The sequence below is a fragment of the Pantoea vagans genome (assembly GCF_001506165.1).
GTDB classification, from domain to species: Bacteria; Pseudomonadota; Gammaproteobacteria; order Enterobacterales; family Enterobacteriaceae; genus Pantoea; species Pantoea vagans_C.
Window position 1 is genome coordinate 4,042,575 of the sequence record NZ_CP011427.1, and the last position, 25,715, is coordinate 4,068,289.

The following is a 25,715-nucleotide window of genomic DNA, read 5'->3' on the forward strand; positions in this document are numbered from 1 at the left end:
GTTGGACTTATCAGCTTGCCGATGTACAGCAAGTTTGGCTCTTTACTTCTGCAATTGCCTCCGCCATGTTGCAACCTTAATAACATTGCGGAGCCCCCATGCTCATCCATCCCAACGACAAGCTCACCTTCTGCGGCGATCCGCGTGCGGAAGAGTTGCGCCAACGGCTGCAACAGCCGGATGCGCCCAAAGTGATTGCGGCGTCGTTATCCAAGCAGTTGGATCGGGAAAGCCGCACCCATCACCACGCGGCGGGCCAGCTTTACTGCCTGAAACAGGGGATGATGACGGTGAACACGCCGTCGGGGATTTTTGCCAATCCACCGCGCTTGGTGGGTTGGATTCCGCCGCACTTTGAACACGCGATTATCGGGCCAGGCCGGGTGCTGGGCTGGACGGTGTTGGTGGATGAAGCGCTGACCGCACCGCTTCCCAAGCGTCCGGTGCTACTCTCCTGCCCTTCGGTGCTGGAACCCTTGGCCGAGCGGCTGGCAAGCTTGTCGCCTGATAGCTGGGGCAGCGAGCGCTATAACCGCTTGTGCGATGTGTTTCTGGATGAACTGTACGAATCCACCGAACATGCCTTAACGCTGCCGCTGCCTGAAGAGCCGCGACTGCGGCAGATTGCACGTCTGCTGATGGACGATCCCGGGGATGCGCGCACCGGGCCGGAACTGGCACAGTGGGCTGGGCTCAGCCCGCGCAGTTTGAGTCGCCACTGGGCCAGCGCGGTGGGCATGAGCTTGTCGCGTTACCGCCAGGTCTCGCGGCTACTGAAATCACTGGAAGGGCTGGCTGCGGGTAAAAGCGTGCAGCAGGTGGCCTGGCAGGTTGGCTTTGATAGCGTCAGCAGTTATATCAGCGCTTTTCGCAGCGCATTTGGTTCGACGCCGGGCAAATACCTTACGCCGCCTGCCGCGTCTGCGCTTGCAGCATCAGAAGACTCGTAGGCCCATCAATCTCTGGCAGGCTGTGCTGATATTTACGGCGAAACGCACCGGGCGGCAGATGGTACATGCGGCGGAAGGTGCGACACCACGTCTGCTGCGACTCAAAACCATATTTGATCGCTATCTCCATCAGCGGCATGTTGCTATTCACTAAGGCAATCGCCGAGGCCGTGAGTTTGCGCTCTCGAATATAAGTCCCTAACGCAATGCCAGTGTGGCTGCGGAACAAACGCTGCAAGTGCCACTGCGAATAGCCGACGCGTCGCGCCACGGTTTCCAGAATCAATCGCTGTTCAATGTTGTCTTCGATCCACTGCATCAGTTGATGCATACAGGCTGCGTGAATATCCATCTTTCCTCCTGCGGGCGGTTAAACACGTCAGCAGCATTATAAAAAAGCCTTCTCTGGCTATGTTTAGTATTAAAGCCAATAAATAACGAAATCTCGCCAATGTGGCGCACAGGTTGCTGAAGTTGGGTGCTTGCGACTTAACCTATCATGTAATAATGTAAGTTACATGATAAACACGGAGCAGGAGAGAAAATGAACAGCATGATCACCCCGGACGTATGGACATGTGTAGCGATTGCACTGGCGGCGGCCAGCATCGCGATGACCATCACCCAAACCGAATTGTTTGCCGGACTACGTGCCTGGACGGCCAAAAAGCACGCGCTACTTGGCCACTTGTTTCACTGCTTTTACTGCATGAGTCACTGGACAGTGCTAGTCGGCATGCTGATTTATCGCCCTTACCTGCTGCACAGCGATATGGCGGTGATTGATTGGGTGATGACGGCGTTTATTACCTTAACCCTGACCACCTTTATCAACGGTCTGATGTTCAAAGTATTCCAGGCAGCAGTGACCACGCACGTGATGAAACATAACGCGCAGATCACCTTACAGAAGCAGGATTAAGACTCATCACTGCACAGCGGATGGGGCTCGGCTTCCAGCCCCAGTTTTGCCATTTTGCTGAGGTAATCATCGGCAATATCGGCCACGGTGATTTGGCTAAAGCGATTAAGCAGCACCACTTCCGCTTCGTTGAGTGCCTGGTCGAGACGCTCATCAACCGCATGCTCCACCAGACACGGCGAGGGATCGGCAGCAGGCCCGATGCTGAACAGCGCCGGTGAGCCAATGGCCTGATAAACATCGAGCAGCGTTATCGCGTTTAGCTCTACCCGAAGCTCCCAGCCACCGCCGTGCCCTTTCTCCGACACCACATAGCCTTTTTCGCGCAGCCCGGACATCATGCGGCGTACCACCACCGGATTAGTGCCCAACATTTTGGCCATGGCTTCAGACGTGGCGCGTTTAACGTGCCGATCGAGATGAATCAGCGCGTGCAGGGAGCGGGACATTCGGTTGTCGCGGGGCATGGAGGGTTCCTCTAAAGTTCACGACACTCTAGCAAACGCGCCAGGCTGCAACAATTTATCCCGCTTTCTGCACCAGGCTCGCTTGCCAGTCACTGAACAGAGTGAGCCAGTTTTTGGCCGGAATATTCTTTTTCAGTGCGGTGCCGAAACCGTGCCCGCCCTGCTGGAAAAGATGCATCTCCACCTTCACATGGTTTTTACGCAGGGCATCAAACATCTGTAACGTGTTTCTGGGCGAAGCCGTGCCATCATCCAGCGCCTGCGCAAGGAATGTCGGCGGAGTGTTGCCGCTTACACGGTCTTCCTGTGAATACTGATCAATGTCAGCCTGGCTGATATCTTTGCCGTACATCGCCGTGCGTGTGCCCACATGTGTCACGCCATTTTTCAGTGACAGCACCGGATAGATCAGTGCGGTGAAATCGGGCCGTGCGGAAACCTGATCCTGCGCATCAACAGCCGTGTAATTATTGGCGTCGGGGCTGTTACTCACATTGGCGGCGAGGAATGCCCCGGCTGAAAACCCCATCACGCCAATCTGATTGGAGGCAATGCGATAGTCTGCCGCATGGCCCCGAATCATGCGCATCGCTCGCTGCACATCAGAAAATGCATGATTCCGGTTAACCTCAGAACCCCCGCGCGGCATACGATAAATTAATACAAACGAGGAATACCCTTTTTGGCTCAGCACCTTTGCCACATCGAGCCCTTCAGCGTCCTGCATAATATAAGAAAAACCCCCACCGGGAATGATTAGCACAGCCGAGTGATTATTTTTCCCGATCGGTGGAACATAAATCATTTCTGGAGAATCGACATTTGTGACAGCGCGATTATTGTTGGTCGGGTTTTTACTAAAATTAATAAATTTATTATTTCCTGACACTTCATTTGGCCAGACAGGAATTTCCTTATTGGCAAACGCAGCCGGAAGATACAACAAGAAAAGCACTGCCGATAAATGAGGGAACTTCATCTCTATGACTCCAAATCCTGAGTAAAATCAGTAACAAATGACAAAACCAAAAGTTTCCCTAAGGCTTCGCTGCCCAACGCCTGTCCCAGAGAGAATCAAATCAAATGAATAACCCTGATAAAGTAACAAATAATATTACTCACCTGCACCCACTATAATACTGGGCCAAGAAAAATTAGACTTTTCTCATGTTTACGTTAACAAGGCCATATGTTATAAGTAAATTTTAAACTATAAGAATCTGTGACCATGGGAATTTACTGGATCATAAGTCTTAGCCTGACTTTTGTCGCGCTTGTCGAAGTCATGTTAAGTAAAAATGAAAACACAGCACAAATCAGATCATACGTTTATTTTGTTGCCGTTGTCGTGTTATTTACTTTCGGCGGAATTCGTGGTCTGGGAACAGGTCTGGATGATTTCCAGTATCGTGATTTCTTTGTTCACTTCGTCGATAAAATTGTTATTGAAGGATTCTGGCGTACCGCAGAAGAATTCCGCTACGAACCCGCGATCTACGCCATAGCAGGTCTCACACGTGTATTTACCGCCAATCCCGATATCTTTATCTATGTCTTTACGGTGATCGCGGTCTGCGTCAATGCCTGGTATTTCCGCAAGCTGACACCGCTGCCGATTGTGGCTCTGGCCGTCTACTCTGCTCACCTGTTTATTAACAAAGACATGAACCAGATTCGATTTGGTTTATGTTCCGCGTTCTTAATGGGCTTTGTGTATCATATGTCCCGCCGCAGTAAATCCGGGATGATCACCACCTTTATTCTCTCCTTTATCAGCCACGCAACCGGGATTATTGCCCTGCTCATTCCCATGGCGATGATTGTGAGGAAAAACAAATATATTCCTATTTTGATTGTGGTGGCCAGCTTGCCCCTCGCCTTTATGGGAAGCTCTGCGTTGATTGCTGTGCTTTCCAGCCACCTCGGTGGATTGGGTGACAGGGCAATGGGTTACGCTAACCAAGAATCGACCCAGGATCAGGGTATCCTGACTCTCTCAAACCTGAAGAATATCGGCTTTGTATTTATCTTTAGCTTTATGCTGTTGAGCGACAGAATCAAAAACTTCGACCCGGTGAAGTTTAATACTTATTACATTCTGGTCATCACGTTCGCGATTGGTGCGGGTATCAGGATGGCGCTGCAGGACTACGCCTCCGGTGGCCGACTGGCAAACTACCTGTTGCAAGTTGAACCGGTGCTTATTTCCCTCTGTATTTGGGAAACCAAAAAACTCAAGAAAGTTGCGGCCGTCGCGATTACCGTTTTAATGGTACTCTATTATCTTTATTACAATACCATTTCCAGTAAACAGTCGATAACCGGTTACGAAGTTTCACAAACATTTAAGCTGTAACACCCAATACCTAAACGCTAGCCTCCGGGCTAGCGTTTTTTTATTTCTCAGATAAAGCCGATAGACGCATAAGGAAATTCTGAATGTTTTAGTGGTACTGGTCATCGCTTGCATTTTTCTTTCCATGAACCTCTAATAGACTCACATCTGCGCCAGCAGAGTTAGGAATATTCTTAGCAATTTTAAACCAGGTTATTCAAGACTCACTGGCGCCAAGTCACTCAATGAAAGAATGCAGATATGAACGAAAAAAATAATTTTGATATCGTCCGGTTCTCGCTCGCCTTTATCGTCATGCTGGTGCATGCCGCTGAAGTCACCAGAAGTGCCGATATTCGGTTCCTGTCTCAATTTTTAAATAGTGACTTTGCCGTACGAGGTTTTTTCGCAATAAGTGGATTCCTTATTGCGAAAAGTTACTTAAGAAGTAAATCACTCACGTCCTATTTTATTAAGCGTGCTCAACGTATTCTTCCCGCTTATATCTTCGTCATTGTTCTCTGCTTCGTAATTGGCATGTGTCTGACGACGCTGCCGCTGATGGATTTCCTGAAAAATAAAGAGACCATCAAATATCTGATCGCTAACTTCTCATTCCTGAACTTCATTCAGCCTTCACTGCCGGGTGTGTTTACCAGCAACCCTAACCAGCCGATGGATGGTTCACTGTGGACGATCAAAGCTGAGCTGACACTCTATGTGCTGCTGCCGTTTATCGTACCGCTGATGAAGAAAAGCCCGCTTAAAGTCTGGAGTATCATTTTCGTTATCTCCTGCGCGTGGTTCTTCTACTTCACCTCGCTGTATACCGGGCCGAAGGCTGACACGCTGGCAAAACAGTTTGTTTCACTCTCTTCTTTCTTCTTCTTTGGCAGTCTGTTGGCGATACATCAGCCGACCTTCGATCGCCTGAAGGAGATTACGATTGTGTCTCTGGTGGTGTTCCTGCTGTTCAAGAATACCCAGTATTCCTTCATTATTGAGCCGATCGCCTTCTCGTCCGTGGTGATTCTGTTCTGCACCAACCTGTGCAAAGAGGTCAAGATCAGCCAATACGGTGACCTGTCTTACGGCATGTACCTGTACCACTGGCCGATTATTCAGGTGCTGCAGCATTTTGGTTTGTTTGCCACCAACGCCTTTATCGGCCTGGGATTGACCATCGTGATCACGCTGGCACTGGCTTACACCTCGTGGAATGTGCTGGAGAGCCGTTTCCTGAAGCGCGCACATCACAAACAGCCTTCGATCGCGCCACCGACCAATATCGCACGGGATTGAGTCCCGACGCATCAGGTCGCCATTAATGGCGACCCTACGGCAATCGTGAGGGGTTAGTGGCGACAATCGTGCGCGATATTTGTAGGGTGCATATTGATAACGACAATCGTGCGCGACATTCGTAGGGTGCGCATGAAGGTACAACCGGGCACATGGGTAACAGATCAGACCGGGCACATAGGTAACACTTTTGTGCTCAGTCGATTCGAATAATACTTTTTTCTGCCCGGTCATAATACGCCAGTATCACCCTGTCGAAGAGGATGACGTCAACTCCGTCATCCACTTCCAGGAACCTCACGTACTCACCCCGTAATGCCGAACTCAGGAACGTGCGCCCGTTCAGGCTCAGGTCACCTTTTTCTCCGACTTTATATAGCTTTGCCCCCTCCGGATAGTTCACCTCAGGCACTTTTCCATCCCAACTTCGCGGTGAGGGCACCCATATTTTTGCGGGCGGTACCTGTCCATGAGCCTCATGCGGCTTCTCCCGATTGAACTCATTACGCCATCCGTTACACCACACCCGTTGTTCCGACAGCGAGCCAAACACATCATGGTGGCTCATCGCGGTCTTCATCGAGAGATGCATGCGCTCGTGACGGGCATTTTGCCCCGGACATCCCGGCGTGGTTCTTTCTGTTTTAATACCCAACTTCATCAGCCACACGCTCCACTGTGTCAGCGCCAGGATGCCCGGCGCGACGAAGGGAGAGCCGTTATCGGTGCGGATAATGTCGGGGAGTCCACCTTCGCGGAAGGCGGCTTCCATACAGCCACGCACGAATGTCGTGGTCTCTGACGTGCCGGGCTCACAGCACAGGAGGTAGCGGCTGTGGTTGTCGGTGAGGGTGAACGGGCGGCACCAGCTGCCGTCTTTCAGGCGAAAGCGGCCCTTAAAGTCAGCGCTCCAGACGTGATTATTCCTGTTCGCATCGGTGAGTTCGTTCAGATTTCCCGGCGTACGCTTGCGCCTTATCCGTGGAGAAACCAGCCCTTCTTCTTTCAAAAGGTCCCCTATCGTGCTGGCCGCGGGAACGATGAAGTCAGCGTTGTTATTGAGGAACCAGTGGCGAATTTTTTTAGGCCCCCAGTCGGGATGCTGCTGGCGAAAGAGGACGAGTTGTCCGGCGATATCCGGAGGGATTTTTTCTGGCTGCGTGAGACGGGCACGGGAGCGATTTTCAACAGAGGAGAGCTCTTCAGCATTAAATCGCTTAAGCCATTTATAGCCGGTTTTTCGACTAATGCCGTGAAGGTGGCAAAGCTCGGTCATGGATTTCTCGCCTGCCTGACAGGCGAGGATGAAATGAAGGCGTTGCATGGTAACAGTCTCAGTCCAGGGCATAGTGAGTCTCCTCTGCTATACCAATTTATAACTGTTACCCATGTGCCCGGTCTAAAGTGTTACCTATGTGCCCGGTTTGCACCTGAATGCGCACCCTACGAAAAACCGCATCGCGGTTTACACCAAATCCCACCCTCTGGCGCGCCACAGATCTGGCAATTGCGCCATATCATCGAAGCGCGTCACCAGCGGGTGGTCCAGTTCAGGATTGTGCGCATCAGCGCAGTAATAAAACACCGGAATACCCGCCGCAATGCCGGCTCGCGCACCCGCTTCTGAATCATCCACCAGAATGCATTTCTCAATCGGCACCTGCATCTGTTCCGCGGCGTGGTACATCAATTCCGGATCGGGCTTCCAGTGATTGATGTCATAACCGCTATACAGGCGGCCATCGAGATACGGCAGCATGCCGGTTAAACCCAGTGAATGCTGCATCTTTTTCACCGTGCCGTTCGACACCACGCACATCGGCACTTTTACCTGCTCAATCAGCGGTTTTGCCCCAGCAATCGGCTGTAAATCGAGGTCAAACAGTCGCGCCACTTCAGCGCGATAAGCGGTTTCAAACTCGTCGATCGGCACCGCTTTCTGATGCTGTGCGAGTACATCACGCACGATGTCGTAAAGCTTCACCCCTTTGTACTGCTCAAACATCTGCTGCAAAGAGAGTTCAATACCGTAGCGGGCAAAGGTGTTGACGTAAGACTGCGTACAGATCACTTCACTATCGACCAGCGTACCGTCGCAATCGAAAAAAACACATTCAACTGACATCGCACATCATCCTTTTAGTAAACAACCAGCTGACACTGTATCGCACTGAGCGCAGAAAGCGACCCTGAGCCAACCGGTTGCGAATAATCAGTGTTTTGCCGGGCTAAAATCTATAGGATACGCGGCGATTAATTTTTTTCGGGACAGTTGAATGAACAATCAGGGCTTGTTGCAGCGCATGTTTAAGCTGCAGGAACACGGCACAACCGCGCGCACGGAAGTGATCGCCGGTTTCACGACTTTCCTGACGATGGTGTACATCGTCTTCGTTAACCCACAGATCCTTGGCGCAGCCGGCATGGATACCCAGGCGGTATTTGTGACCACCTGCCTGATCGCCGCGTTTGGCAGCATCCTGATGGGGCTGGTGGCAAACCTGCCCGTCGCGCTGGCACCGGCGATGGGCTTAAATGCGTTTTTCGCCTTTGTGGTGGTCGGCGCCATGGGATATTCATGGCAGGTCGGCATGGGCGCGATTTTCTGGGGCGCACTGGGTCTGCTGATTCTTACGCTGCTGCGCGTGCGCTACTGGATGATTGCTAACATCCCGATGAGCCTGCGCGTGGGTATCACAGCCGGTATTGGGCTGTTTATCGCGATGATGGGGCTGAAAAACGCCGGTATCATCGTGCCGAATGCCGATACCATCGTGACGGTCGGCAACCTGACCTCACACAGCGTGCTACTCGGCGCACTCGGCTTCTTCATCATTGCGATTTTGGCTTCACGCAATATTCATGCGGCGGTGCTGGTTTCGATTGTGGTGACCACGGTGATTGGCCTGGTGATTGGCGATGTGAAATTCAGCGGTGTGTTTGCCGCGCCTCCAGCCGTGACGTCCGTGGTGGGCCAGGTCGATATCAAAGGTGCGTTTAACATCGGCATGGCGGGCGTGATCTTCTCCTTTATGTTGGTCAACCTGTTCGACTCTTCCGGTACACTGATTGGCGTGACCGATAAAGCCGGACTCACCGATGAGAAAGGCACCTTCCCGCGTATGAAGCAGGCGCTGTATGTGGATAGCATCAGCTCGGTCACCGGCTCGTTGATTGGCACCTCTTCCGTGACCGCCTACATTGAGAGTTCATCGGGCGTGGCGATTGGTGGCCGCACGGGCTTGATGGCGGTGATCACCGGGATTCTGTTCCTGCTGGTGATGTTCCTGTCGCCGCTGGCCGCGATGGTGCCGTCCTATGCTGCTGCAGGTGCGTTGATCTATGTCGGCGTGCTGATGACTGCGTCGTTGTCGCGTGTGCGCTGGGATGACCTCACCGAAGCGGTGCCGGCATTTGTTACCGCCGCCATGATGCCGTTTAGCTTCTCGATCACCGAAGGTATTGCCTTGGGTTTCATCTCTTACTGTGTGATGAAACTCGGTACCGGCCGCTGGCGTGAAATCAGCCCGTGCGTGGTGATTGTTGCCCTGTTGTTTGTGCTGAAAATCGCGTTTATCGACGCGCATTAATAGAAACAGGCCGCGATTGCGGCCTGTTTTGTTATGGATGGCTGATTTCTTGTGGCGTGCTCACCAAACTGGTGAGGCGCAGTGAGCGCGGACCGATATTCGGCTTGTTCATTTCCACGTCTCGCAGCGGCTGCCACTGGTGCTGGGCATCAATCTCCCACAGACACAGACGCTCGGTGCCGGGAGAAAGCGCGCACGACCACACCAGCATTGGTTCGGCATCACACACCGCCTGAATATCGGGGAATACGCTGGAACGCAGACGGCCCGCGGCCGGATGCAACTGCAAGGTACCGATCCCGCTCTCCGCTTCTCCGGTCAGCTTGAGAATACTTTGACGCAGGGTCCAGATTTGCGTCACCGCTTCCATAAAATCCTGCTGCGCATTAATCCAGGCTTTCTCACCTGAGGAGAGATCCTGTGTTAAGGCATCCTGCGTCTGACGGCTGTGAGCACGCACAATCTCCATATCCAACCCGGCACGCCCACCTTCTTCTGCCAGTAGCACGCCAACCATATTGCCCGCGTAGGCAATACTAAAGTCAGGGAGGTTAGGATCGGCAAAACAGGGGCGGCCACTGCTGGTGGTGGTGAGCAGCGGCAGTTCACGAATGCCATAGACGCGTAGCATCAGCTGCGCCAGCAATTCGCGTGCGGCAAGAAAGCGGCTGCGGCGCTTATCAGGGAAGCGCTCAGCGCTGCTAATCACATCCTGTGGAACTCGCAGTCGCTCTGAAGAGAGCGGCGAATTTCCCATCCAACGTACAAAATGACTAGCCATCTGTCGCTCCGTGAAAATGGTCAGATAATCATCAAATCTATTGTAAGAATTTTCTCATGGGTTTGCATCCGGCATAACATCTAATGACCAAAAATTCAGATAACACCGAAGCGGCATCTAATCCCAATCCACGACTTTGTATATAACGCTTTTGCTGATTCTGTCCGTAAAGGATGCCGTACAGCCTGATGTGGTGTAGGATTTGGACAGCAAAACAGCACATCGAAGTGCGCAAACAATCCACCTTAAGTAATCGTGCTCATCGCAGCCGCACGCACGTTGGAGTTTTTTATGTCACTAGCCTCACTTACTCGCCAGGAATCGATCTCTCTGGATGAATTTCGTCATGGTATGCGTCGCTTAACCGCGGGCGTGTCATTGGTTACCACCGAGTTTCAGGGCGAAAAGCTGGGGCTGATTGCCACGTCAGTTAGCTCACTGGCTGCCGAGCCACCAAGTTTGCTGGTGTGCGTTAATCGTAGCGCATCCAGCCACGATGCTTTCGTCAATGCGGGCCACTTTGCCGTGAACGTATTGCGTGAGCAGCACGACGATTTATGCGCCCAGTTCAGCCAGTCTGCGCGTCGTGCAGAACGCTTCCAGAGCGGCGAATGGCAAACGTTGAATACGGGCGCACCGGTATTGGCTGATGCGCTGGTGAGTTTTGACTGTCAGTTGGAAAAGGTGGTGGAGTGGAACACGCATAGCGTACTGCTGGCGCGTATCGTCGGCATCTCGCTGCCGGGCGAAGCGGCAGAGCCCATGATTTACTTTAACAGCGGTTTTCATCGCTTGGGTGATTGAGCCTCACGCTGTTCAATCACGCCGTACCAACCTAATCCCTGATAGCTCTCGTAACCGGGCGTCAGGGCAAAAGCGACCTGGCGTCCATTTTCAGGCTGCCAGCTGCCTGAGTTTTGCCCCTGTGTGTTCAAGCGAAAAGCCTCGCCAGGCTGCGCGTTTGCATCGGAACTGGCGATGACGCGATGTTTTGAATCAAGAATCATACAGCGTGAGCGTGTCCACTCCTCTTTGCTCAGGCGGACATTATTCACTACGGCGGCGGCTTGCGGCGCCCAGTCAAAGAATATCAGTAGACTGCCCAGCACGCGCCCTGTGTTGCTTCCACCCTCACGGATCGCGGTGCCATAGGTCGCCACTGCGGCATGATGCAATTGCGGTAGTGTCATGATGTCTGCGGCAGCATAATCAGCACCGCTGCGGGTGTTAATGGCCTGGCGGAAGGCGTCAAGGTGACGAACATTCTGTTGGCGCAGTGGATAACGGTCACCACGCCCGTTGGCGAGAATATTGCCTTGCACATCGGTTATCCAGATATCGAGATAAACCGTATAGCTATCCAGAATCACCGATAACCGCTCGGCCGCATGTTGGCATGCATCTACATCGCCATTCAGTGCACAATTAACTACCGCGGCATCTGTCGCCCACCAGCGCACATCGCAAGAACGTTCATAGAGATTGCGATCAATAATGTCGATCATATTGAGCGCCAAATCGATACAGCGTTGGCTTTCATGGCGCTGGATCTGCTGAATCATCACATCTCCGAGTGAGGTCAGCTCTGACAGCGAACCAGATAACTCTTTGGTTAGACTTTGCGTGATGTCCCCAATATTGGTTGATACCTGTTTAACCTGATTTGCCACTACGGCAAAGCCGCGGCCCGCCTCTCCCGCTCGTGCGGCTTCAATTAGAGCATTAAGAGCCAGTATGGTGGTTTCCCGATTAATATCATTAATGTCTTCAATTTTGGCATCCGCCATTTTTCGAATGGCATAGCTGAGTTCAACAATTTCACGCGGATCAGTCATGGGATATTCAGCCCTCAGAGTCATAAGAGGAATGCAGCCGAATCTATGGCGTGGGTAATAAGAATTACAACGCCACAGGCAGTTTGTTTGTCATTTATTGTAAGCACGGAAATTTAATGCTGTCATTATTATGAAATAAGCTGAATATGTCATTTGGCTTAAGTTTCAATGGGTTTGTTTTAATTTGTTCAGTATCAATAAATTAGATGTCATATGAAAATCATATGGTGGGAGAGGTTAAGGTGATGAGTGCGCTACAGGTTTAATAGGTAAGAATAATTAATTTTGGTGTATCGTGGGAATTTCGTGGTGAAGAGAAATACGATATGCGGCAATTTGCCCTAAGAACACGATATTAAATATCGATACTCAAACTTAATTTGCGCCGAAATTTATCCCGGCGCAGCACTTTATCAGGCAAATTTGCTGGCTTCATCAAAGCCCAAACGCGGTAAACGCGCATGTAATTTACTGGCTTCGCCGTAGCCGAGATTGATCAGTAAGTTCACCTGCCATTTGCTTTCGCTGAAGAAGGCTTCGTTCACTTTTGCGGGATCAAATCCAGACATAGGACCGGCATCCAGTCCCAGCGACCGCGCGGCCAGAATCAGATAGCCTGCCTGCAGGCTGCTATTACGGAATGCGGTCTCTTTGGCCAGATCCGGGCTGCTGGTGAACCAGCTACGCGCATCGCCGTGCGGGAAGAGCTTGGGTAACGCTTCGTAGAACTCAGGGTCCCATGCCACAATTACCGTTGCCGGTGCCGCCATGGTTTTATCCACATTGCCAGAGGAGAGTGCGGGCTTCAGCTTCTCTTTGCCTTCCTGAGACGTGACAAACACGAAACGACCCGGCGAGCAGTTGGCCGAAGTCGGGCCAAGCGCGGTCAGACTGTACAGCTGCTGCAACACATCGTGAGAGATCGGTTTGTCCTGCCAGTAGCTGTGCGTGCGGGCTTCATTGAACAGCGCGTTCAGCGCCACGCTGTCGAGCGGTGTACTCATGTTTCTCTCCTGTTCAGGTCGCATCCGCGCCTGATTTTTTAGCATGAATAGTCGATAGAACGGGTGCGCTTTAGCGCAGACCCGCGATTGTTATACTGCAAAGGAGAGGGGGAGCCAAATAACAAAGATGCATGTTTTACATCTGCCCGGCTATAGCGTTAAGCGAGCCGAACGTGCTTTGAGTCCATCCAGGATCGTCGTTTGAATTTCGATCGGAAAATTATCAGGCAGCTGATACGTCACACGTTCGATAACCTCATCAATACTGGCACTCATTTCTTGCAGGATATCTTCCATCGCTGTTTTATCGAATCCCACCGCTTTGGCTGTTGCCAGAAAGTGACGAGGAAAGATTTGCTCGATTGCATATTTTTTCCCATGAGAACCTTTCAACCCCATAGCGAGTTTTGCATCGCGGATATGCAGTCCTTTTGCCCCAATAACCGGATAGACCGAGAGAATGTCGTAAAAGGGCGTCAGTCGGAAGCGACCCTCTGCTTCGATAAAAATAGAAAAGTTTTTGGCATGTCCATCTGTCGCCGCCAGCAGCCAGAAGAGAACCTGTGCTTTCATAAAGTTATAGCGATCCTGATCAACCTCTGCGGAGCTCAACAGGAAATGCATAATTTGTTGAATGCCTGGGCCTCCGTGACTTTCATATTTGCCAGCGGAGGGAATATTGAGAACCTGGCAGAAATCCTCTTGAGGTAAACGCATGATCCAACGCGCATCTGATGCCCATCGGCGATCAAAGCGCTCTACAGCCAGCGCTTTGCATTCGCCCACATTGACCACAAAGCATTCTGGTACAGGCAAACCAAATTCCTTCGCAACCAGGGTGCAAAGCCATTCGTTTTCTACGCTGTTAGTGAGATCGATGGTATGAGAATGGCTCTGGATTTTACCAATCGGCAGCTTAAGAATATGAGTTGTAGGGGTTGTACCCTGTGGTAAGCACCACTGATCCTTCAGACGGAGCAGCGCCGTTTTTTCCTGTGCCCCAGCCAGTGAAATACGAAAATCAGCGATTTCTTCAAGCATGCCAAGTGGAGCGCCGGTCTGGTAGCCATTCAGAATCTTTTCCAGCTCGGTATCATTTAAAGTTTGATAATGAATCGATTGCACGTTACCGGGAGGTGCATCGTGAGCGAGCAGTTGGATCGCACCCACCGTATCTGCGCCTACTTTTTCAAGCATATCAAATGGCTGAGTTGAATCCGCGTGATAACGTGCGAGGATGCGATTGCGAATTTCAGGATTATCGGGCAGGAGATTATCAAAAAAATTGTAGACCTCGTCACCGATGTAGGGCTGATGACGTAGCGGCATCGATAGGGAAATTGGACGGCTTCCCGGCTGGCTTAGCCATTCATCAACATAGCGAAACCGATGAGAGCCTGTGCTATCGCGGGTGAAAATACCCACTCTATAGCCGTTCATATAAACGTCCAATTCGGCCATTACCACTCTTCCTTCCAGCCGCTGACTTCTTGCTGCTGACCGCGTGGTTTTACTTCCAACTCAAGGTTCAAAGCCGCCAATATACGAAACAGTGTTTCCAGTTTGGTTGTGCCTGGCTGCAATTCAAAGTTGGATACGGTGTCTTGTCGGATGCCGACTTTACTGGCCACTTTTTCCTGAGACAGTCGCTCTGACTGCCTGACGTCCTTAAGGTAGCTGCTCAATTGCTTAGCATTCGTGACTTTCATGGAAGCGGCTCCCGGAAATGTAATGGCATTACATTTACACGGTGTAGCGGGTAAAGCAACTTTTACCTGTTATAGCAGGTAAATTTGGTTTTACCCGCTATAACAGGTAAGATAATTTTTACCTGCTAAAGCGGGTGAGAATAGAGGTATAGATGGGGGTTTACTTACCAATACAGAAACTGGAGAAAATTCGGCCCAAAAGATCGTCGGAGGTGAATTCCCCGGTGATTTCGCTCAATGACTGCTGTGCCAGGCGTAACTCCTCCGCCAGCAGTTCGCCTGCTCGGGCACCCAACAGCTGATCCTGACCCTGCTGTAAGTGAGCGGCAGCTAACTCCAGCGCCTGCAAGTGGCGGCGGCGCGCCAGGAATCCACCTTCCATATTGCCCGAGAAGCCCATGCTCTGTTTAAGATGGTCACGCAGCGCGTCCACACCCTCGCCGGTGCGCGCGGAGAGGCGAATCAGTGAGTGGTCATTCACTTCGGTTAAGCCCAGCACTTCACCGGTCATATCGGCTTTATTACGCACGACGGTGATCGGCAGTTGCGCAGGCAAACGCGCGACGAAATCGGGCCAGATTGCGGCCGCTTCCGTGGCATCGGTGGTGGTGCCATCGACCATAAACAGCACGCGGTCAGCCTGCTCGATTTCCTGCCACGCACGCTCAATACCGATGCGTTCAACTTCATCGCTGGCTTCACGCAATCCGGCGGTATCAATGATGTGCAGCGGCATGCCGTCGATATGGATATGCTCGCGCAGGACATCGCGTGTAGTGCCGGCGATATCCGTCACGATGGCGGCTTCGCGGCCAGCCAGCGCGTTGAGCAAGCTGGATTTACCGGCATTGGGACGACCGGCAATCACCACTTTCATCCCTTCACGCAGTAGGCTGCCCTGACGCGCTTCGGCGCGCACGCCATTCAGATCGCCGATCACCGCATTCAGCTGCGCTTCAATTTTGCCGTCAGAGAGGAAGTCTATCTCCTCGTCAGGGAAATCAATGGCGGCTTCCACGTAGATGCGCAGGTGAGTAAGTGCTTCCACAAGTGCATTAACACGCAGGGAAAATGCGCCTTGCAGTGAATTGACGGCGGAACGTGCCGCCTGCTCTGAGCTGGCATCGATTAAGTCAGCGATGGCTTCTGCCTGCGCCAGGTCGAGTTTGTCGTTCAGGAACGCGCGCTCTGAGAATTCACCGGGTTGTGCGATACGCACGCCGGGTAGCGCCACGATGCGTTTTAGCAGCAGGTCGAGGATGACCGGGCCGCCGTGGCCTTGCAATTCCAGCACATCTTCGCCGGTAAAAGAGTTCGGGCCGGGGAACCACAGCGCAATACCCTGATCCAGCACACTGCCATCCGCATCATTAAACGGCAGATAGTCAGCGTAACGCGGTTTCGGCAGCTTGCCCAACACGGCTTGCGCAATGTCAGCGGCTTTCGCGCCAGAAATACGCAAAATACCCACGCCGCCACGGCCGGGAGGCGTGGCCTGGGCAACAATGGTGTCGCTGTGGCTATGGCTCATGATTGACCTTCTTTTTAAACAAAAAAACAGGGCGACATAAATGCCGCCCTTTGAGTATACGCTGATGCTGTTGCAGTCAGACGTTACGCTTTCTTCTTGTCGCGGCTGTGCAGACCACGTTTTTCCAGGCCGCGATAAATCAGCTGCTGCTGGAGGATGGTGACCAGGTTACTGACGATGTAGTACAGCACCAGACCAGCAGGGAACCACAGGAAGAACACGGTAAAGATGACCGGCATGTACGTCATGATCTTCTGCTGCATCGGATCGGTCACGGTGGTCGGTGACATCTTCTGAATGAAGAACATGGTGATACCCATGATGACCGGCAGAATGTAGTACGGGTCCTGCGCTGAGAGGTCATGAATCCACAGAATGAACGGTGCATGACGCAGCTCAATCGAACCTGACAGCATGTAGTACAGGGCCAGGAAGATAGGCATCTGGATAACCAGCGGCAGACAGCCACCCAGTGGGTTCACTTTCTCTGCTTTGTACAGCGCCATCATTTCCTGGCTCTGCTTCTGCTTGTCATCGCCCAGACGCTCACGCATTGCCTGAATCTTCGGCTGCAGCATGCGCATCTTCGCCATGGAGGTGTACTGCGCTTTAGTCAGCGGGTACATGATGCCACGAACGATGAAGGTGATAACGATAATGGAGAAGCCCCAGTTACCGATAAAGCTGTGGATGAACTTCAGCAGCTTAAACAGTGGCTGCGAGATGAACCACAACCAGCCGTAATCCACGGTCAGGTCCAGGTGTGGCGCGATAGCGGCCATCTTGTCCTGGATTTCTGGTCCTAACCACAGGGTTGCGCCGAGGTCTTGCTGTGCGCCTGCTGCAATGGTGACCGGTGCAGATTTATAACCGATGGCTGCAATGCCGTTGCCGAGGTTGCTGGTGTACAGGGTGTTGTTGCCCTGAGTACGTGGCACCCATGCGGTGGCAAAGTACTGCTGCAGCATGGCTACCCAACCATTGCTGGTGGTGGTGTTCAGGTTCTCGTTATCCGCGATGGTATCGAATTTGTATTTTTCGTATTTCGCATCACTGGTTGAGTACGCTGCGCCACGGAAGGTATGCAGTGCAAAGTTATTGCTGCCGGTATCACGGTGCTTAGGCAGATCAATGGTCTGCTTCAACTGACCAAACATCGACACTTCCAGCGGCTGCTGTGAGGCGTTGTGGATGTTGTAGTCGACATTCACCGCAAAGTCGCCGCGCTTGAAGACGAAGGTTTTGGTGTAAACCACACCTTTCTCATCGGTCCAGGTCAGCGGCACGCGCAGTTCGCTCTGGCCATCGGCCATTTCGAAGTGATCTTGTGTCGTGGTGAACAGCGGGCGTGCGCCATTGTTCGGGTTATCCGGACCGTTACGGCCGGTTAAGCCACTCTGTGCCTGATAAGTGAAGGCTGGCGTGGTTTCCAGCAGCTGGAACGGCGCGTCTGAACCCAGTTTATCCGGGTAAGTCAGCAGCTGTGCCTGCTCAATATCGCCACCGCGAGTATTGATGCTGAGTGACAGGACATCAGTCTTAACGGTGATCGTTTGGCCCTGACCGCTAGCCGGCACGCCGGAAGAGGCGGCATCACCCGCTGCGCTGCTTGTGTTCTGCGTGGTCTGAGTCTGCTGTGGCTGCGGAGCGTGGTCCGTCTGCCAGGCTTGCCAGATCATAAAAGACACGAACAGAAAAGCGATGAGAAAGAGATTGCGTTGCGAATCCATCGTTAATGTTCTCTGGTATCAAAGGTTTTTGGCGGCACAGGATCGTCACCACCCGGGTTCAAAGGGTGGCATTTTAATACGCGTTTAATCGTCAACCAACTGCCTTTTACAACACCAAAGCGCCGTAAGGCCTCAATCCCATACTGCGAACAGGTGGGATGGAACCGACAATGGGGTCCCAGCAGTGGGCTGATGGCGCGTTGATAAACGCGTATCAGGGCGATCAGGAGCCGCGAGCCAGGCGACAGTGACGACGCCATAATTTCTCCAACGCTTCCGTTAACGCACGGTTATCGAGGTCAGCAATCCCTTTTTTCGCCACGATGACAAAATCCATCGCGGGCAGTTCATGTTGACGCAGACGAAAGCTTTCGCGGGTCAATCGCTTGATCCGGTTGCGTTCATGGGCGCGTTTAACATGTTTTTTAGCGACGGTAAGACCGATGCGGGGATGCCCCAGCGAGTTAAGTCGGCCGAGGATGGTAATTTGCGGCGTACCGGCTCTTTGTGGCTGCTGGAAGACGAAAGTGAAATGAGTGGGAGTTAACAAACGTAACTCCCTGGGAAATGCGAGCTTAACCACTAGGGTTAGCTTTATTACTTAGAAACGGTCAAACGAGCACGGCCTTTAGCACGACGACGTGCCAGAACCTGACGACCATTTTTTGTTGCCATACGAGCACGGAAACCGTGTGAACGGTTGCGCTTCAGTACGGACGGTTGAAAAGTGCGTTTCATGGCGATTTCTACCTAAACTTGAAAATTTTCACTGGGTGACGCGTTTTCGGGCCAGTAAATCGACCAACGCCTCAATGTGTCTTTAATAAAGAGGCGGGATTGTAATAATTGTACAGTCCAGAGTCAATTTACTTCGCTGGTCGCGGCACCTGGAAACCCAGATACAGCCCGCTGATTCCGGGCATCAAGGCTTCACGCAATAATGCCGGGTGGGGAATTATACGGGCTATAGGGTAAAGCGCAAGGATCGCGCAGGATCTTCTTGCGATCAATTTGCAGATTTATTGCGCGGAAACGAGAGGCGACCAGAAAAATTGCAGCTTTCAGCCAGATCCCCGCTCGTTTTTTCCGCAGAAAGCGTAAACTCATTAGCGCTTCTGTAGCCTGTGGATAAATTGCATCAAAACTGTGTAGAAAGGGAAGATCTCTGTGTCGCTTTACGCTATGATCCGCCCTTCCGCTGACGATCCTCAAATGCGATCGCCAGGGATGACTACCGCGGATAGCGGTCGCAGGCGCTTTCTGATCGCCTGTGTCTAAAAAGACAGTTTCTATTATTAGCGCCTGAAATTCTTATCGATTTTGTACGAGTGGAGTCCGCCGTGTCACTTACGCTTTGGCAACAGTGTCTTGCCCGTTTGCAGGATGAGCTTCCTGCCACCGAATTCAGCATGTGGATTCGTCCGCTGCAGGCTGAATTAAACGACAATACGCTGACCTTGTATGCACCAAATCGGTTTGTACTCGACTGGGTTCGGGATAAATATCTCAATAGTATCAATGGGCTGCTGAATGAATTCTGCGGTGCGAATGTGCCGTTGCTGCGTTTTGAAGTGGGCACACGCCCGGCTGCTCAGGTGGCAGCCAGCCAGCCCGCGATGGCGACTTACAGCACCCCGACGCCGGTTGAAAGCCGTCCTGCTCCGGCGCAAATTCTGCGCCCAAGCTGGGATTCCGTGCCTGCGCCAGCGGATGTCACCTACCGTTCTAATGTGAATAACCGCCATAACTTCGACAATTTCGTTGAAGGTAAATCTAACCAACTGGCGCGCGCGGCGGCACGTCAGGTGGCGGATAACCCAGGCGGCGCTTACAACCCGCTTTTCCTTTATGGCGGCACTGGTTTAGGTAAAACCCACCTTTTGCATGCGGTTGGTAATGGCATTATTGCGCGCAAGCCCAATGCCAAAGTGGTTTACATGCACTCTGAGCGTTTTGTGCAGGACATGGTTAAAGCACTGCAAAATAACGCGATCGAAGAGTTTAAGCGTTATTACCGCTCTGTTGATGCGTTGCTGATCGATGACATCCAGTTCTTTGCCAACAAAGAGCGCTCGCAGGAAGAGTTTTTCCATACCTTCAATGCGCTGTTGGAGGGTAATCAACAGATCATTCTGACGTCGGATCGCTATCCTAAAGAGATCAACGGTGTAGAAGATCGTCTGAAATCGCGCTTTGGCTGGGGATTGACCGTCGCGATCGAGCCTCCCGAACTGGAAACACGCGTCGCGATCCTGATGAAGAAAGCGGACGAAAATGATATTCGCCTGCCAGGTGAAGTCGCCTTCTTTATTGCTAAGCGTCTGCGTTCGAATGTGCGTGAGTTAGAAGGGGCGCTGAACCGCGTCATCGCCAATGCCAATTTTACTGGCCGCGCGATTACCATCGATTTCGTCCGCGAAGCGCTGCGCGATTTATTAGCGCTGCAGGAAAAGCTGGTCACCATCGACAACATTCAGAAGACGGTGGCCGAGTACTACAAAATTAAAGTGGCGGATTTACTGTCGAAGCGCCGTTCGCGCTCGGTGGCACGTCCGCGTCAGATGGCGATGGCAATGGCGAAAGAGCTGACTAACCATAGCCTGCCGGAAATTGGTGATGCGTTTGGTGGGCGTGACCATACCACCGTGCTCCACGCCTGCCGTAAAATCGAGCAGTTGCGTGAAGAGAGCCACGACATCAAAGAAGATTTCTCTAACCTAATTCGAACACTATCTTCCTGACGCATATGAAATTTATTGTAGAACGTGAGCAGTTGCTGAAACCACTGCAACAGGTTAGCGGCCCACTGGGTGGACGCCCGACCTTACCGATCCTCGGAAATTTACTGTTGCAGGTGAGTGAAGGCGTACTGCGTCTGACCGGCACCGATTTGGAAATGGAGATGGTGGCTCGCGTTGCCCTGACGCAGCCCCACGAGCCAGGCGCCACTACGGTGCCGGCGCGTAAATTCCTCGATATTTGCCGCGGTTTGCCGGAAGGGGCTGAAATCAGCTTGACGCTGGAAGGTGACAGAATGCTGGTACGTTCTGGCCGCAGTCGTTTCTCTTTATCGACGCTGCCCGCCAGTGACTTCCCGAATCTGGATGACTGGCAGAGTGAGGTAGAATTCACCTTACCGCAGGCGACGTTGAAACGTTTGATCGAAGCCACTCAGTTCTCGATGGCGCATCAGGATGTGCGTTACTACCTCAACGGCATGCTGTTTGAAACCGAAGGTGAAGAGCTACGCACCGTCGCCACTGATGGTCACCGTCTGGCGGTATGTTCGATGCCGATTGGTCAGGCGCTGCCGAACCATTCGGTTATCGTCCCGCGTAAAGGGGTGATTGAGCTGGTGCGTTTGCTGGACGGTGGCGAAACCCCACTGCAAGTGCAGATTGGCAGCAGCAACATTCGTGCGCACGTGGGTGACTTTATCTTCACGTCCAAGCTGGTAGATGGCCGTTTCCCGGATTATCGCCGCGTATTACCGAAGAACCCGGATAAAGTGCTCGAAGCGGGCTGCGATCTGTTAAAGCAGGCATTTGCCCGTGCAGCGATTCTCTCAAATGAGAAGTTCCGCGGTGTTCGCATCTATATCACCGAAAATCAACTCAAAATTACCGCGAATAACCCTGAGCAGGAAGAAGCGGAAGAGATGCTGGATGTGTCTTACAGCGGTACCGAGCTGGAGATTGGTTTTAACGTGAGTTACGTGCTGGATGTGCTGAATGCATTGAAGTGCGAGAACGTGCGTTTGCTGCTGACGGATGGGGTTTCGAGCGTGCAGATTGAAGATGTCGCCAGCCCAGCGGCGGCATACGTCGTTATGCCTATGCGCTTGTGATCTTAAAACGGGCTAACTTACTCGCTATTTTGCCCCCGGGCAGTGCTCGTCCCTGGCCACATACTTCAGTATGCTCCCAGGGCCTGCGCGCTGGCCGTGCGCAAACTAGCTTCGCCGTTAACGCCCTCGATTGCAGGGTCAGGTGAAAAACCACTTCTCAATGTGCAGTTGGACTCGTTCATGGCTTTAACCCGCCTCCTGATTAAAGATTTCCGTAATATTGAGCAGGCCGATCTGACGTTGGCGCCGGGCTTTAATTTTCTCGTGGGCGCTAACGGCAGTGGAAAAACCAGCGTGCTGGAGGCGATCTACACCCTTGGGCACGGTCGTGCGTTTCGCAGTTTGCAGGCCGGACGCGTGATTCGTCACGATCAGGATGCGTTTGTCCTGCATGGTCGTATCGAAGGCAGTGAGCGTGAGTTGGCGGTGGGGCTGACCAAAAATCGTGCCGGCGATAGCAAGGTGCGTATCGACGGCAGTGATGGCCACAAAGTCGCTGAACTGGCGCAGTTACTGCCGATGCAGTTGATCACACCGGAAGGGTTTACTTTGCTCAACGGCGGCCCCAAATACCGTAGAGCCTACATTGACTGGGGCTGCTTCCACTCTGCACCCGGTTTTTTCAATGCGTGGAACAACTTGCGACGCTTGATGAAACAGCGCAATGCGGCGCTGCGTCAGGTCTCTCGCTACAGCCAGATTCGCCCGTGGGATCAAGAATTAGTGCCATTGGCCGAGCAAATCAGCCAATGGCGCGCCGAATACAGTGCGGCGATCGCTAAAGAGATCATCGCCACCTGTGGTCAGTTTTTACCGGAGTTTGAGCTGTCGTTTTCGTTCCAGCGCGGCTGGGATAAAGAGAGCGATTACGCCGAACTCCTGGAACGCAATTTCGAGCGCGATCGTGCGCTCACCTATACCGCCAGCGGCCCGCACAAAGCGGATTTTCGCATTCGTGCAGAGGGCACGCCGGTGGAAGATTTACTCTCACGCGGTCAATTAAAGCTGCTGATGTGTGCACTGCGCCTGGCGCAGGGGGAATATCTGACGCGCAGCAGCGGACGTCGTTGTTTGTACCTGATTGATGACTTTGCCTCGGAGCTGGATGACACCCGTCGTCGTTTGCTGGCCGAGCGCCTGAAAGCCACGCAGGCTCAGGTATTTGTCAGTGCCATTGGTGTCGAACATGTAATCGACATGAGTGACGAAAAGGGCAAGATGTTCCGCGTGGAACAGGGTAAAATAGCGGTTCAACCTGAAGATTAAATGAGCGAGAAACGTTGATGTCGAATTCTTATGACTCCTCAAGTATCAAAGTTCTTAAAGGGCTTGATGCGGTACGCAAACGCCCGGGCATGTACATCGGCGATACGGATGACGGCACCGGTCTGCATCACATGGTATTCGAGGTCGTGGATAACGCAATCGACGAAGCGCTCGCCGGTCACTGTAGTGACATCGTTGTCACCATCCATGCAGATAATTCCGTGTCTGTTCAGGATGATGGCCGCGGTATTCCGACAGGCATTCACCCGGAAGAGGGTGTGTCTGCGGCGGAAGTGATCATGACCGTCCTGCACGCCGGCGGTAAGTTCGACGACAACTCGTACAAAGTATCTGGTGGTCTGCACGGCGTCGGCGTCTCAGTGGTCAACGCCCTGTCCCAGAAGCTGGAGCTTACCATCCGTCGCGAAGGCAAAGTGCATCAGCAAATTTATCAGCACGGCGTGCCGCAGGCACCGCTGGCTGTATCCGGTGATACTGACGCAACCGGTACCCGTGTGCGCTTCTGGCCGAGCTACGAAACCTTCACCAACGTGGTGGAGTTTGAGTACGACATCCTGGCGAAACGCCTGCGCGAACTGTCGTTCCTGAACTCTGGCGTCTCAATTCGTCTGGAAGACAAGCGTGACGGCAAGGCTGACCACTTCCATTACGAAGGGGGTATCAAGGCATTCGTTGAGTATCTCAACAAGAACAAAACCCCGATTCACCCCACTGTGTTCTATTTCTCTAACGAGAAAGATGGCATTGGCGTGGAAGTGGCGTTGCAGTGGAATGATGGCTTCCAGGAGAACATCTACTGCTTTACCAACAACATTCCACAGCGTGATGGCGGTACGCACCTGGCCGGTTTCCGTGCTGCGATGACGCGTACGTTGAATGCTTACATGGATAAAGAAGGCTACAGCAAAAAAGCTAAAGTCAGCGCGACCGGTGATGACGCGCGTGAAGGCCTGATTGCTGTGGTATCGGTGAAAGTGCCAGATCCGAAGTTCTCCTCACAGACCAAAGACAAGCTGGTTTCTTCTGAAGTGAAATCTGCAGTTGAACAGCAGATGAACGAACTGTTGAGCGAATACCTGCTGGAGAACCCATCAGACGCTAAAATCGTGGTCGGCAAAATTATCGATGCCGCACGTGCGCGTGAAGCGGCACGCCGTGCGCGTGAAATGACACGTCGTAAAGGCGCGCTGGATCTGGCAGGTCTGCCAGGCAAACTGGCTGATTGCCAGGAACGCGACCCTGCACTGTCTGAAATCTACTTAGTGGAAGGGGACTCAGCGGGCGGCTCTGCGAAGCAGGGGCGTAACCGTAAGAACCAGGCCATCCTTCCGCTGAAGGGTAAAATCCTGAACGTGGAGAAAGCGCGTTTCGATAAGATGCTCTCTTCACAGGAAGTGGCGACCCTGATAACCGCACTCGGTTGTGGTATCGGTCGTGACGAATACAACCCGGACAAATTGCGTTATCACAGCATCATCATCATGACCGATGCGGACGTCGATGGCTCGCACATCCGTACGCTGCTGTTGACCTTCTTCTATCGTCAGATGCCGGAAATTGTCGAGCGAGGTCATGTCTACATTGCTCAGCCTCCACTGTATAAAGTGAAGAAAGGCAAGCAAGAACAGTACATTAAAGATGATGAAGCGATGGACCAGTACCAGATCGCTATCGCACTGGACGGTGCAACGCTGCACACCAACGCCAGCGCACCGGCACTGGGCGGCCAGCCGCTGGAAAACCTGGTGGGTGATTTCAACAGCACCCAGCGCATGATTAAACGCATGGAGCGCCGTTTCCCATCGGCGATGCTGCGCGGCCTGATCTATCATCCAACCTTGAGCGACCTCAGTGATGAAGCCGCCGTTAAAAGCTGGATTGATGGTTTAGTTGCTTACCTGACTGAACGCGAAGCACATGGCAGCAGCTATATGGCCCACGTGCGTGCTAACCGCGAGCAGAACCTGTTCGAGCCGGTACTGCGCGTGCGCACCCACGGCGTGGATACGGATTACCCCATGGACAGCGAGTTCATTGATGGGCCGGAATACCGCAAAATCTGTGGTCTGGGCGAGCAACTGCGCGGCCTGATCGAAGAAGATGCGTTTATTGAACGTGGCGATCGCCGTCAGCCAGTCACCAGCTTCGAGCAGGCGATTGAGTGGCTGGTGAAAGAGTCGCGCCGTGGTCTGTCAGTACAGCGCTATAAAGGTCTGGGCGAGATGAACCCAGAGCAGCTGTGGGAAACCACCATGGACCCTGACAGCCGCCGCATGCTGCGCGTCACCATTAAAGACGCCATCGCTGCCGACCAGCTGTTCACCACGCTGATGGGCGATGCGGTCGAACCGCGCCGCGCCTTCATCGAAGAGAATGCGCTGAAAGCGGCCAATATCGATATCTGATGTGACTCAACCCTTCCCAA

The 25,715-nt window shown here is 52.7% G+C and carries 26 protein-coding genes; 10 read left to right on the plus strand and 16 right to left on the minus strand.

Translation table 11 applies throughout. The features are described 5' to 3' along the window. Positions 1–98: 98 nt before the first annotated feature. Complete coding sequence (locus LK04_RS18665) at positions 99–950, plus strand: AraC family transcriptional regulator (protein ID WP_052205911.1); 852 nt, start codon at positions 99–101, stop codon at positions 948–950. On the opposite strand, the gene LK04_RS18670 is transcribed toward LK04_RS18665, so the two are convergent. Then, positions 904–1,302, minus strand: a complete 399-nt coding sequence (locus LK04_RS18670; protein WP_039328451.1) for a helix-turn-helix domain-containing protein — start codon at positions 1,300–1,302, stop codon at positions 904–906. The genes LK04_RS18665 and LK04_RS18670 overlap by 47 nt on opposite strands. Before the next feature lie 192 nt (positions 1,303–1,494). On the opposite strand from LK04_RS18670, the gene LK04_RS18675 reads away from it, so the two are divergent. Beyond that, positions 1,495–1,872 (plus strand): hypothetical protein, encoded by a 378-nt coding sequence (locus LK04_RS18675; RefSeq protein ID WP_039328450.1) that lies wholly within the window; start codon positions 1,495–1,497, stop codon positions 1,870–1,872. Here LK04_RS18675 and LK04_RS18680 read toward each other — a convergent pair. Both LK04_RS18680 and LK04_RS18685 read right to left on the minus strand, forming a co-directional pair. Continuing rightward, positions 1,869–2,339 (minus strand): Rrf2 family transcriptional regulator, encoded by a 471-nt coding sequence (locus LK04_RS18680; RefSeq protein ID WP_039328449.1) that lies wholly within the window; start codon positions 2,337–2,339, stop codon positions 1,869–1,871. The genes LK04_RS18675 and LK04_RS18680 overlap by 4 nt on opposite strands. 55 nt (positions 2,340–2,394) lie before the next feature. Then, positions 2,395–3,318, minus strand: a complete 924-nt coding sequence (locus tag LK04_RS18685) for an alpha/beta hydrolase (RefSeq protein ID WP_052205909.1) — start codon at positions 3,316–3,318, stop codon at positions 2,395–2,397. Positions 3,319–3,567: 249 nt separating this feature from the next. Between LK04_RS18685 and LK04_RS18690 the strand changes: the two genes are divergently transcribed. After that, the gene (locus LK04_RS18690; RefSeq protein ID WP_039328448.1) at positions 3,568–4,695 is read left to right on the plus strand and encodes an EpsG family protein; all 1,128 of its coding nucleotides are present in this window, start codon (positions 3,568–3,570) and stop codon (positions 4,693–4,695) included. A 294-nt stretch (positions 4,696–4,989) separates the two neighbouring features. Next, positions 4,990–5,976: an acyltransferase family protein gene (locus LK04_RS18695; RefSeq protein WP_231568830.1), complete on the plus strand. Its 987-nt coding sequence runs from the start codon at positions 4,990–4,992 to the stop codon at positions 5,974–5,976. A 196-nt stretch (positions 5,977–6,172) separates the two neighbouring features. Here LK04_RS18695 and LK04_RS18700 read toward each other — a convergent pair whose 3' ends face one another. Together LK04_RS18700 and yieH are read right to left on the minus strand one after the other, a co-directional pair. Then, a complete protein-coding gene (locus tag LK04_RS18700) occupies positions 6,173–7,324 on the minus strand; it encodes a DDE-type integrase/transposase/recombinase (RefSeq protein WP_059109794.1) in 1,152 nt (383 codons plus the stop codon). A 117-nt stretch (positions 7,325–7,441) separates the two neighbouring features. Beyond that, positions 7,442–8,101, minus strand: a complete 660-nt coding sequence (gene yieH / locus LK04_RS18705) for a 6-phosphogluconate phosphatase (RefSeq protein ID WP_039331990.1) — start codon at positions 8,099–8,101, stop codon at positions 7,442–7,444. A gap of 151 nt (positions 8,102–8,252) precedes the next feature. On the opposite strand from yieH, the gene LK04_RS18710 reads away from it, so the two are divergent. After that, a complete protein-coding gene (locus tag LK04_RS18710; RefSeq protein ID WP_039331991.1) occupies positions 8,253–9,566 on the plus strand; it encodes an NCS2 family permease in 1,314 nt (437 codons plus the stop codon). Positions 9,567–9,597: 31 nt separating this feature from the next. Here the strand turns inward: LK04_RS18710 and LK04_RS18715 are convergent, their stop codons facing one another. Continuing rightward, a complete protein-coding gene (locus tag LK04_RS18715; RefSeq protein WP_039331992.1) occupies positions 9,598–10,347 on the minus strand; it encodes a 4'-phosphopantetheinyl transferase family protein in 750 nt (249 codons plus the stop codon). A 291-nt stretch (positions 10,348–10,638) separates the two neighbouring features. Here LK04_RS18715 and LK04_RS18720 point away from each other — a divergent pair, with 291 nt between their 5' ends. Then, on the plus strand, positions 10,639–11,151 hold the full coding sequence (locus tag LK04_RS18720; RefSeq protein ID WP_039331993.1) for a flavin reductase family protein: 513 nt from the start codon (positions 10,639–10,641) through the stop codon (positions 11,149–11,151). Here LK04_RS18720 and LK04_RS18725 read toward each other — a convergent pair. The 10 genes from LK04_RS18725 to LK04_RS20810 form a co-directional block, all read right to left on the minus strand. Next, on the minus strand, positions 11,133–12,182 hold the full coding sequence (locus LK04_RS18725) for a methyl-accepting chemotaxis protein (protein WP_039331994.1): 1,050 nt from the start codon (positions 12,180–12,182) through the stop codon (positions 11,133–11,135). The two genes, LK04_RS18720 and LK04_RS18725, sit on opposite strands and share 19 nt — an antisense overlap. A 413-nt stretch (positions 12,183–12,595) precedes the next feature. Further along, positions 12,596–13,186 (minus strand): malonic semialdehyde reductase, encoded by a 591-nt coding sequence (locus LK04_RS18730; RefSeq protein WP_039331995.1) that lies wholly within the window; start codon positions 13,184–13,186, stop codon positions 12,596–12,598. Positions 13,187–13,336: 150 nt separating this feature from the next. Further along, complete coding sequence (locus tag LK04_RS18735) at positions 13,337–14,647, minus strand: type II toxin-antitoxin system HipA family toxin (protein ID WP_039331996.1); 1,311 nt, start codon at positions 14,645–14,647, stop codon at positions 13,337–13,339. Continuing rightward, positions 14,647–14,895, minus strand: coding sequence for a helix-turn-helix domain-containing protein (locus tag LK04_RS18740; protein WP_039331998.1), 249 nt, complete (start codon positions 14,893–14,895; stop codon positions 14,647–14,649). The genes LK04_RS18735 and LK04_RS18740 overlap by 1 nt, the downstream gene beginning before the upstream one ends. A 160-nt stretch (positions 14,896–15,055) precedes the next feature. Then, entirely contained in the window at positions 15,056–16,426 is a 1,371-nt protein-coding gene (mnmE, locus tag LK04_RS18745) for a tRNA uridine-5-carboxymethylaminomethyl(34) synthesis GTPase MnmE (RefSeq protein WP_039332000.1), read from the minus strand. A gap of 83 nt (positions 16,427–16,509) precedes the next feature. Next, positions 16,510–18,156, minus strand: a complete 1,647-nt coding sequence (gene yidC / locus LK04_RS18750) for a membrane protein insertase YidC (RefSeq protein WP_039332001.1) — start codon at positions 18,154–18,156, stop codon at positions 16,510–16,512. Between the two features lie 2 nt (positions 18,157–18,158). Further along, the gene (yidD, locus tag LK04_RS20225) at positions 18,159–18,416 is read right to left on the minus strand and encodes a membrane protein insertion efficiency factor YidD (RefSeq protein WP_007893564.1); all 258 of its coding nucleotides are present in this window, start codon (positions 18,414–18,416) and stop codon (positions 18,159–18,161) included. Further along, positions 18,380–18,739 (minus strand): ribonuclease P protein component, encoded by a 360-nt coding sequence (gene rnpA / locus LK04_RS18755; RefSeq protein WP_034830013.1) that lies wholly within the window; start codon positions 18,737–18,739, stop codon positions 18,380–18,382. The genes yidD and rnpA overlap by 37 nt, the downstream gene beginning before the upstream one ends. A 14-nt stretch (positions 18,740–18,753) precedes the next feature. Beyond that, positions 18,754–18,894: a 50S ribosomal protein L34 gene (gene rpmH, locus LK04_RS20230; protein ID WP_000831330.1), complete on the minus strand. Its 141-nt coding sequence runs from the start codon at positions 18,892–18,894 to the stop codon at positions 18,754–18,756. Positions 18,895–19,086: 192 nt separating this feature from the next. Continuing rightward, positions 19,087–19,263 (minus strand): hypothetical protein, encoded by a 177-nt coding sequence (locus tag LK04_RS20810; protein WP_167347684.1) that lies wholly within the window; start codon positions 19,261–19,263, stop codon positions 19,087–19,089. Between the two features lie 233 nt (positions 19,264–19,496). On the opposite strand from LK04_RS20810, the gene dnaA reads away from it, so the two are divergent. The 4 genes from dnaA to gyrB all read left to right on the plus strand — a co-directional run bounded on the left by dnaA (position 19,497) and on the right by gyrB (position 25,695). Continuing rightward, the gene (gene dnaA / locus LK04_RS18760) at positions 19,497–20,897 is read left to right on the plus strand and encodes a chromosomal replication initiator protein DnaA (RefSeq protein ID WP_039332004.1); all 1,401 of its coding nucleotides are present in this window, start codon (positions 19,497–19,499) and stop codon (positions 20,895–20,897) included. A gap of 5 nt (positions 20,898–20,902) precedes the next feature. Next, on the plus strand, positions 20,903–22,003 hold the full coding sequence (gene dnaN / locus LK04_RS18765; RefSeq protein ID WP_039332006.1) for a DNA polymerase III subunit beta: 1,101 nt from the start codon (positions 20,903–20,905) through the stop codon (positions 22,001–22,003). 180 nt (positions 22,004–22,183) lie between these two features. Further along, positions 22,184–23,269: a DNA replication/repair protein RecF gene (gene recF / locus LK04_RS18770; RefSeq protein ID WP_039332085.1), complete on the plus strand. Its 1,086-nt coding sequence runs from the start codon at positions 22,184–22,186 to the stop codon at positions 23,267–23,269. A gap of 17 nt (positions 23,270–23,286) precedes the next feature. After that, positions 23,287–25,695: a DNA topoisomerase (ATP-hydrolyzing) subunit B gene (gene gyrB, locus LK04_RS18775; RefSeq protein WP_039332008.1), complete on the plus strand. Its 2,409-nt coding sequence runs from the start codon at positions 23,287–23,289 to the stop codon at positions 25,693–25,695. Positions 25,696–25,715: the final 20 nt, after the last annotated feature.

Bases quoted from the DNA above. Each gene is read 5' to 3' on its own strand.
- LK04_RS18725 (WP_039331994.1), bottom strand. From the start codon at position 12,182: ATGACTGATCCGCGTGAAATTGTTGAACTCAGCTATGCCATTCGAAAA.
- LK04_RS18675 (WP_039328450.1), top strand. From the start codon at position 1,495: ATGAACAGCATGATCACCCCGGACGTATGGACATGTGTAGCGATTGCA.
- LK04_RS18715 (WP_039331992.1), bottom strand. From the start codon at position 10,347: ATGGCTAGTCATTTTGTACGTTGGATGGGAAATTCGCCGCTCTCTTCA.
- mnmE (WP_039332000.1), bottom strand. From the start codon at position 16,426: ATGAGCCATAGCCACAGCGACACCATTGTTGCCCAGGCCACGCCTCCC.
- yieH (WP_039331990.1), bottom strand. From the start codon at position 8,101: ATGTCAGTTGAATGTGTTTTTTTCGATTGCGACGGTACGCTGGTCGAT.
- yidC (WP_039332001.1), bottom strand. From the start codon at position 18,156: ATGGATTCGCAACGCAATCTCTTTCTCATCGCTTTTCTGTTCGTGTCT.
- dnaN (WP_039332006.1), top strand. From the start codon at position 20,903: ATGAAATTTATTGTAGAACGTGAGCAGTTGCTGAAACCACTGCAACAG.
- LK04_RS18670 (WP_039328451.1), bottom strand. From the start codon at position 1,302: ATGGATATTCACGCAGCCTGTATGCATCAACTGATGCAGTGGATCGAA.
- recF (WP_039332085.1), top strand. From the start codon at position 22,184: ATGGCTTTAACCCGCCTCCTGATTAAAGATTTCCGTAATATTGAGCAG.
- gyrB (WP_039332008.1), top strand. From the start codon at position 23,287: ATGTCGAATTCTTATGACTCCTCAAGTATCAAAGTTCTTAAAGGGCTT.
- LK04_RS18695 (WP_231568830.1), top strand. From the start codon at position 4,990: ATGCTGGTGCATGCCGCTGAAGTCACCAGAAGTGCCGATATTCGGTTC.
- LK04_RS18730 (WP_039331995.1), bottom strand. From the start codon at position 13,186: ATGAGTACACCGCTCGACAGCGTGGCGCTGAACGCGCTGTTCAATGAA.
- LK04_RS18685 (WP_052205909.1), bottom strand. From the start codon at position 3,318: ATGAAGTTCCCTCATTTATCGGCAGTGCTTTTCTTGTTGTATCTTCCG.
- LK04_RS18735 (WP_039331996.1), bottom strand. From the start codon at position 14,647: ATGGCCGAATTGGACGTTTATATGAACGGCTATAGAGTGGGTATTTTC.
- LK04_RS18690 (WP_039328448.1), top strand. From the start codon at position 3,568: ATGGGAATTTACTGGATCATAAGTCTTAGCCTGACTTTTGTCGCGCTT.
- LK04_RS18740 (WP_039331998.1), bottom strand. From the start codon at position 14,895: ATGAAAGTCACGAATGCTAAGCAATTGAGCAGCTACCTTAAGGACGTC.
- rpmH (WP_000831330.1), bottom strand. From the start codon at position 18,894: ATGAAACGCACTTTTCAACCGTCCGTACTGAAGCGCAACCGTTCACAC.
- LK04_RS18720 (WP_039331993.1), top strand. From the start codon at position 10,639: ATGTCACTAGCCTCACTTACTCGCCAGGAATCGATCTCTCTGGATGAA.
- LK04_RS20810 (WP_167347684.1), bottom strand. From the start codon at position 19,263: ATGAGTTTACGCTTTCTGCGGAAAAAACGAGCGGGGATCTGGCTGAAA.
- LK04_RS18700 (WP_059109794.1), bottom strand. From the start codon at position 7,324: ATGCCCTGGACTGAGACTGTTACCATGCAACGCCTTCATTTCATCCTC.
- yidD (WP_007893564.1), bottom strand. From the start codon at position 18,416: ATGGCGTCGTCACTGTCGCCTGGCTCGCGGCTCCTGATCGCCCTGATA.
- LK04_RS18680 (WP_039328449.1), bottom strand. From the start codon at position 2,339: ATGCCCCGCGACAACCGAATGTCCCGCTCCCTGCACGCGCTGATTCAT.
- LK04_RS18665 (WP_052205911.1), top strand. From the start codon at position 99: ATGCTCATCCATCCCAACGACAAGCTCACCTTCTGCGGCGATCCGCGT.
- LK04_RS18710 (WP_039331991.1), top strand. From the start codon at position 8,253: ATGAACAATCAGGGCTTGTTGCAGCGCATGTTTAAGCTGCAGGAACAC.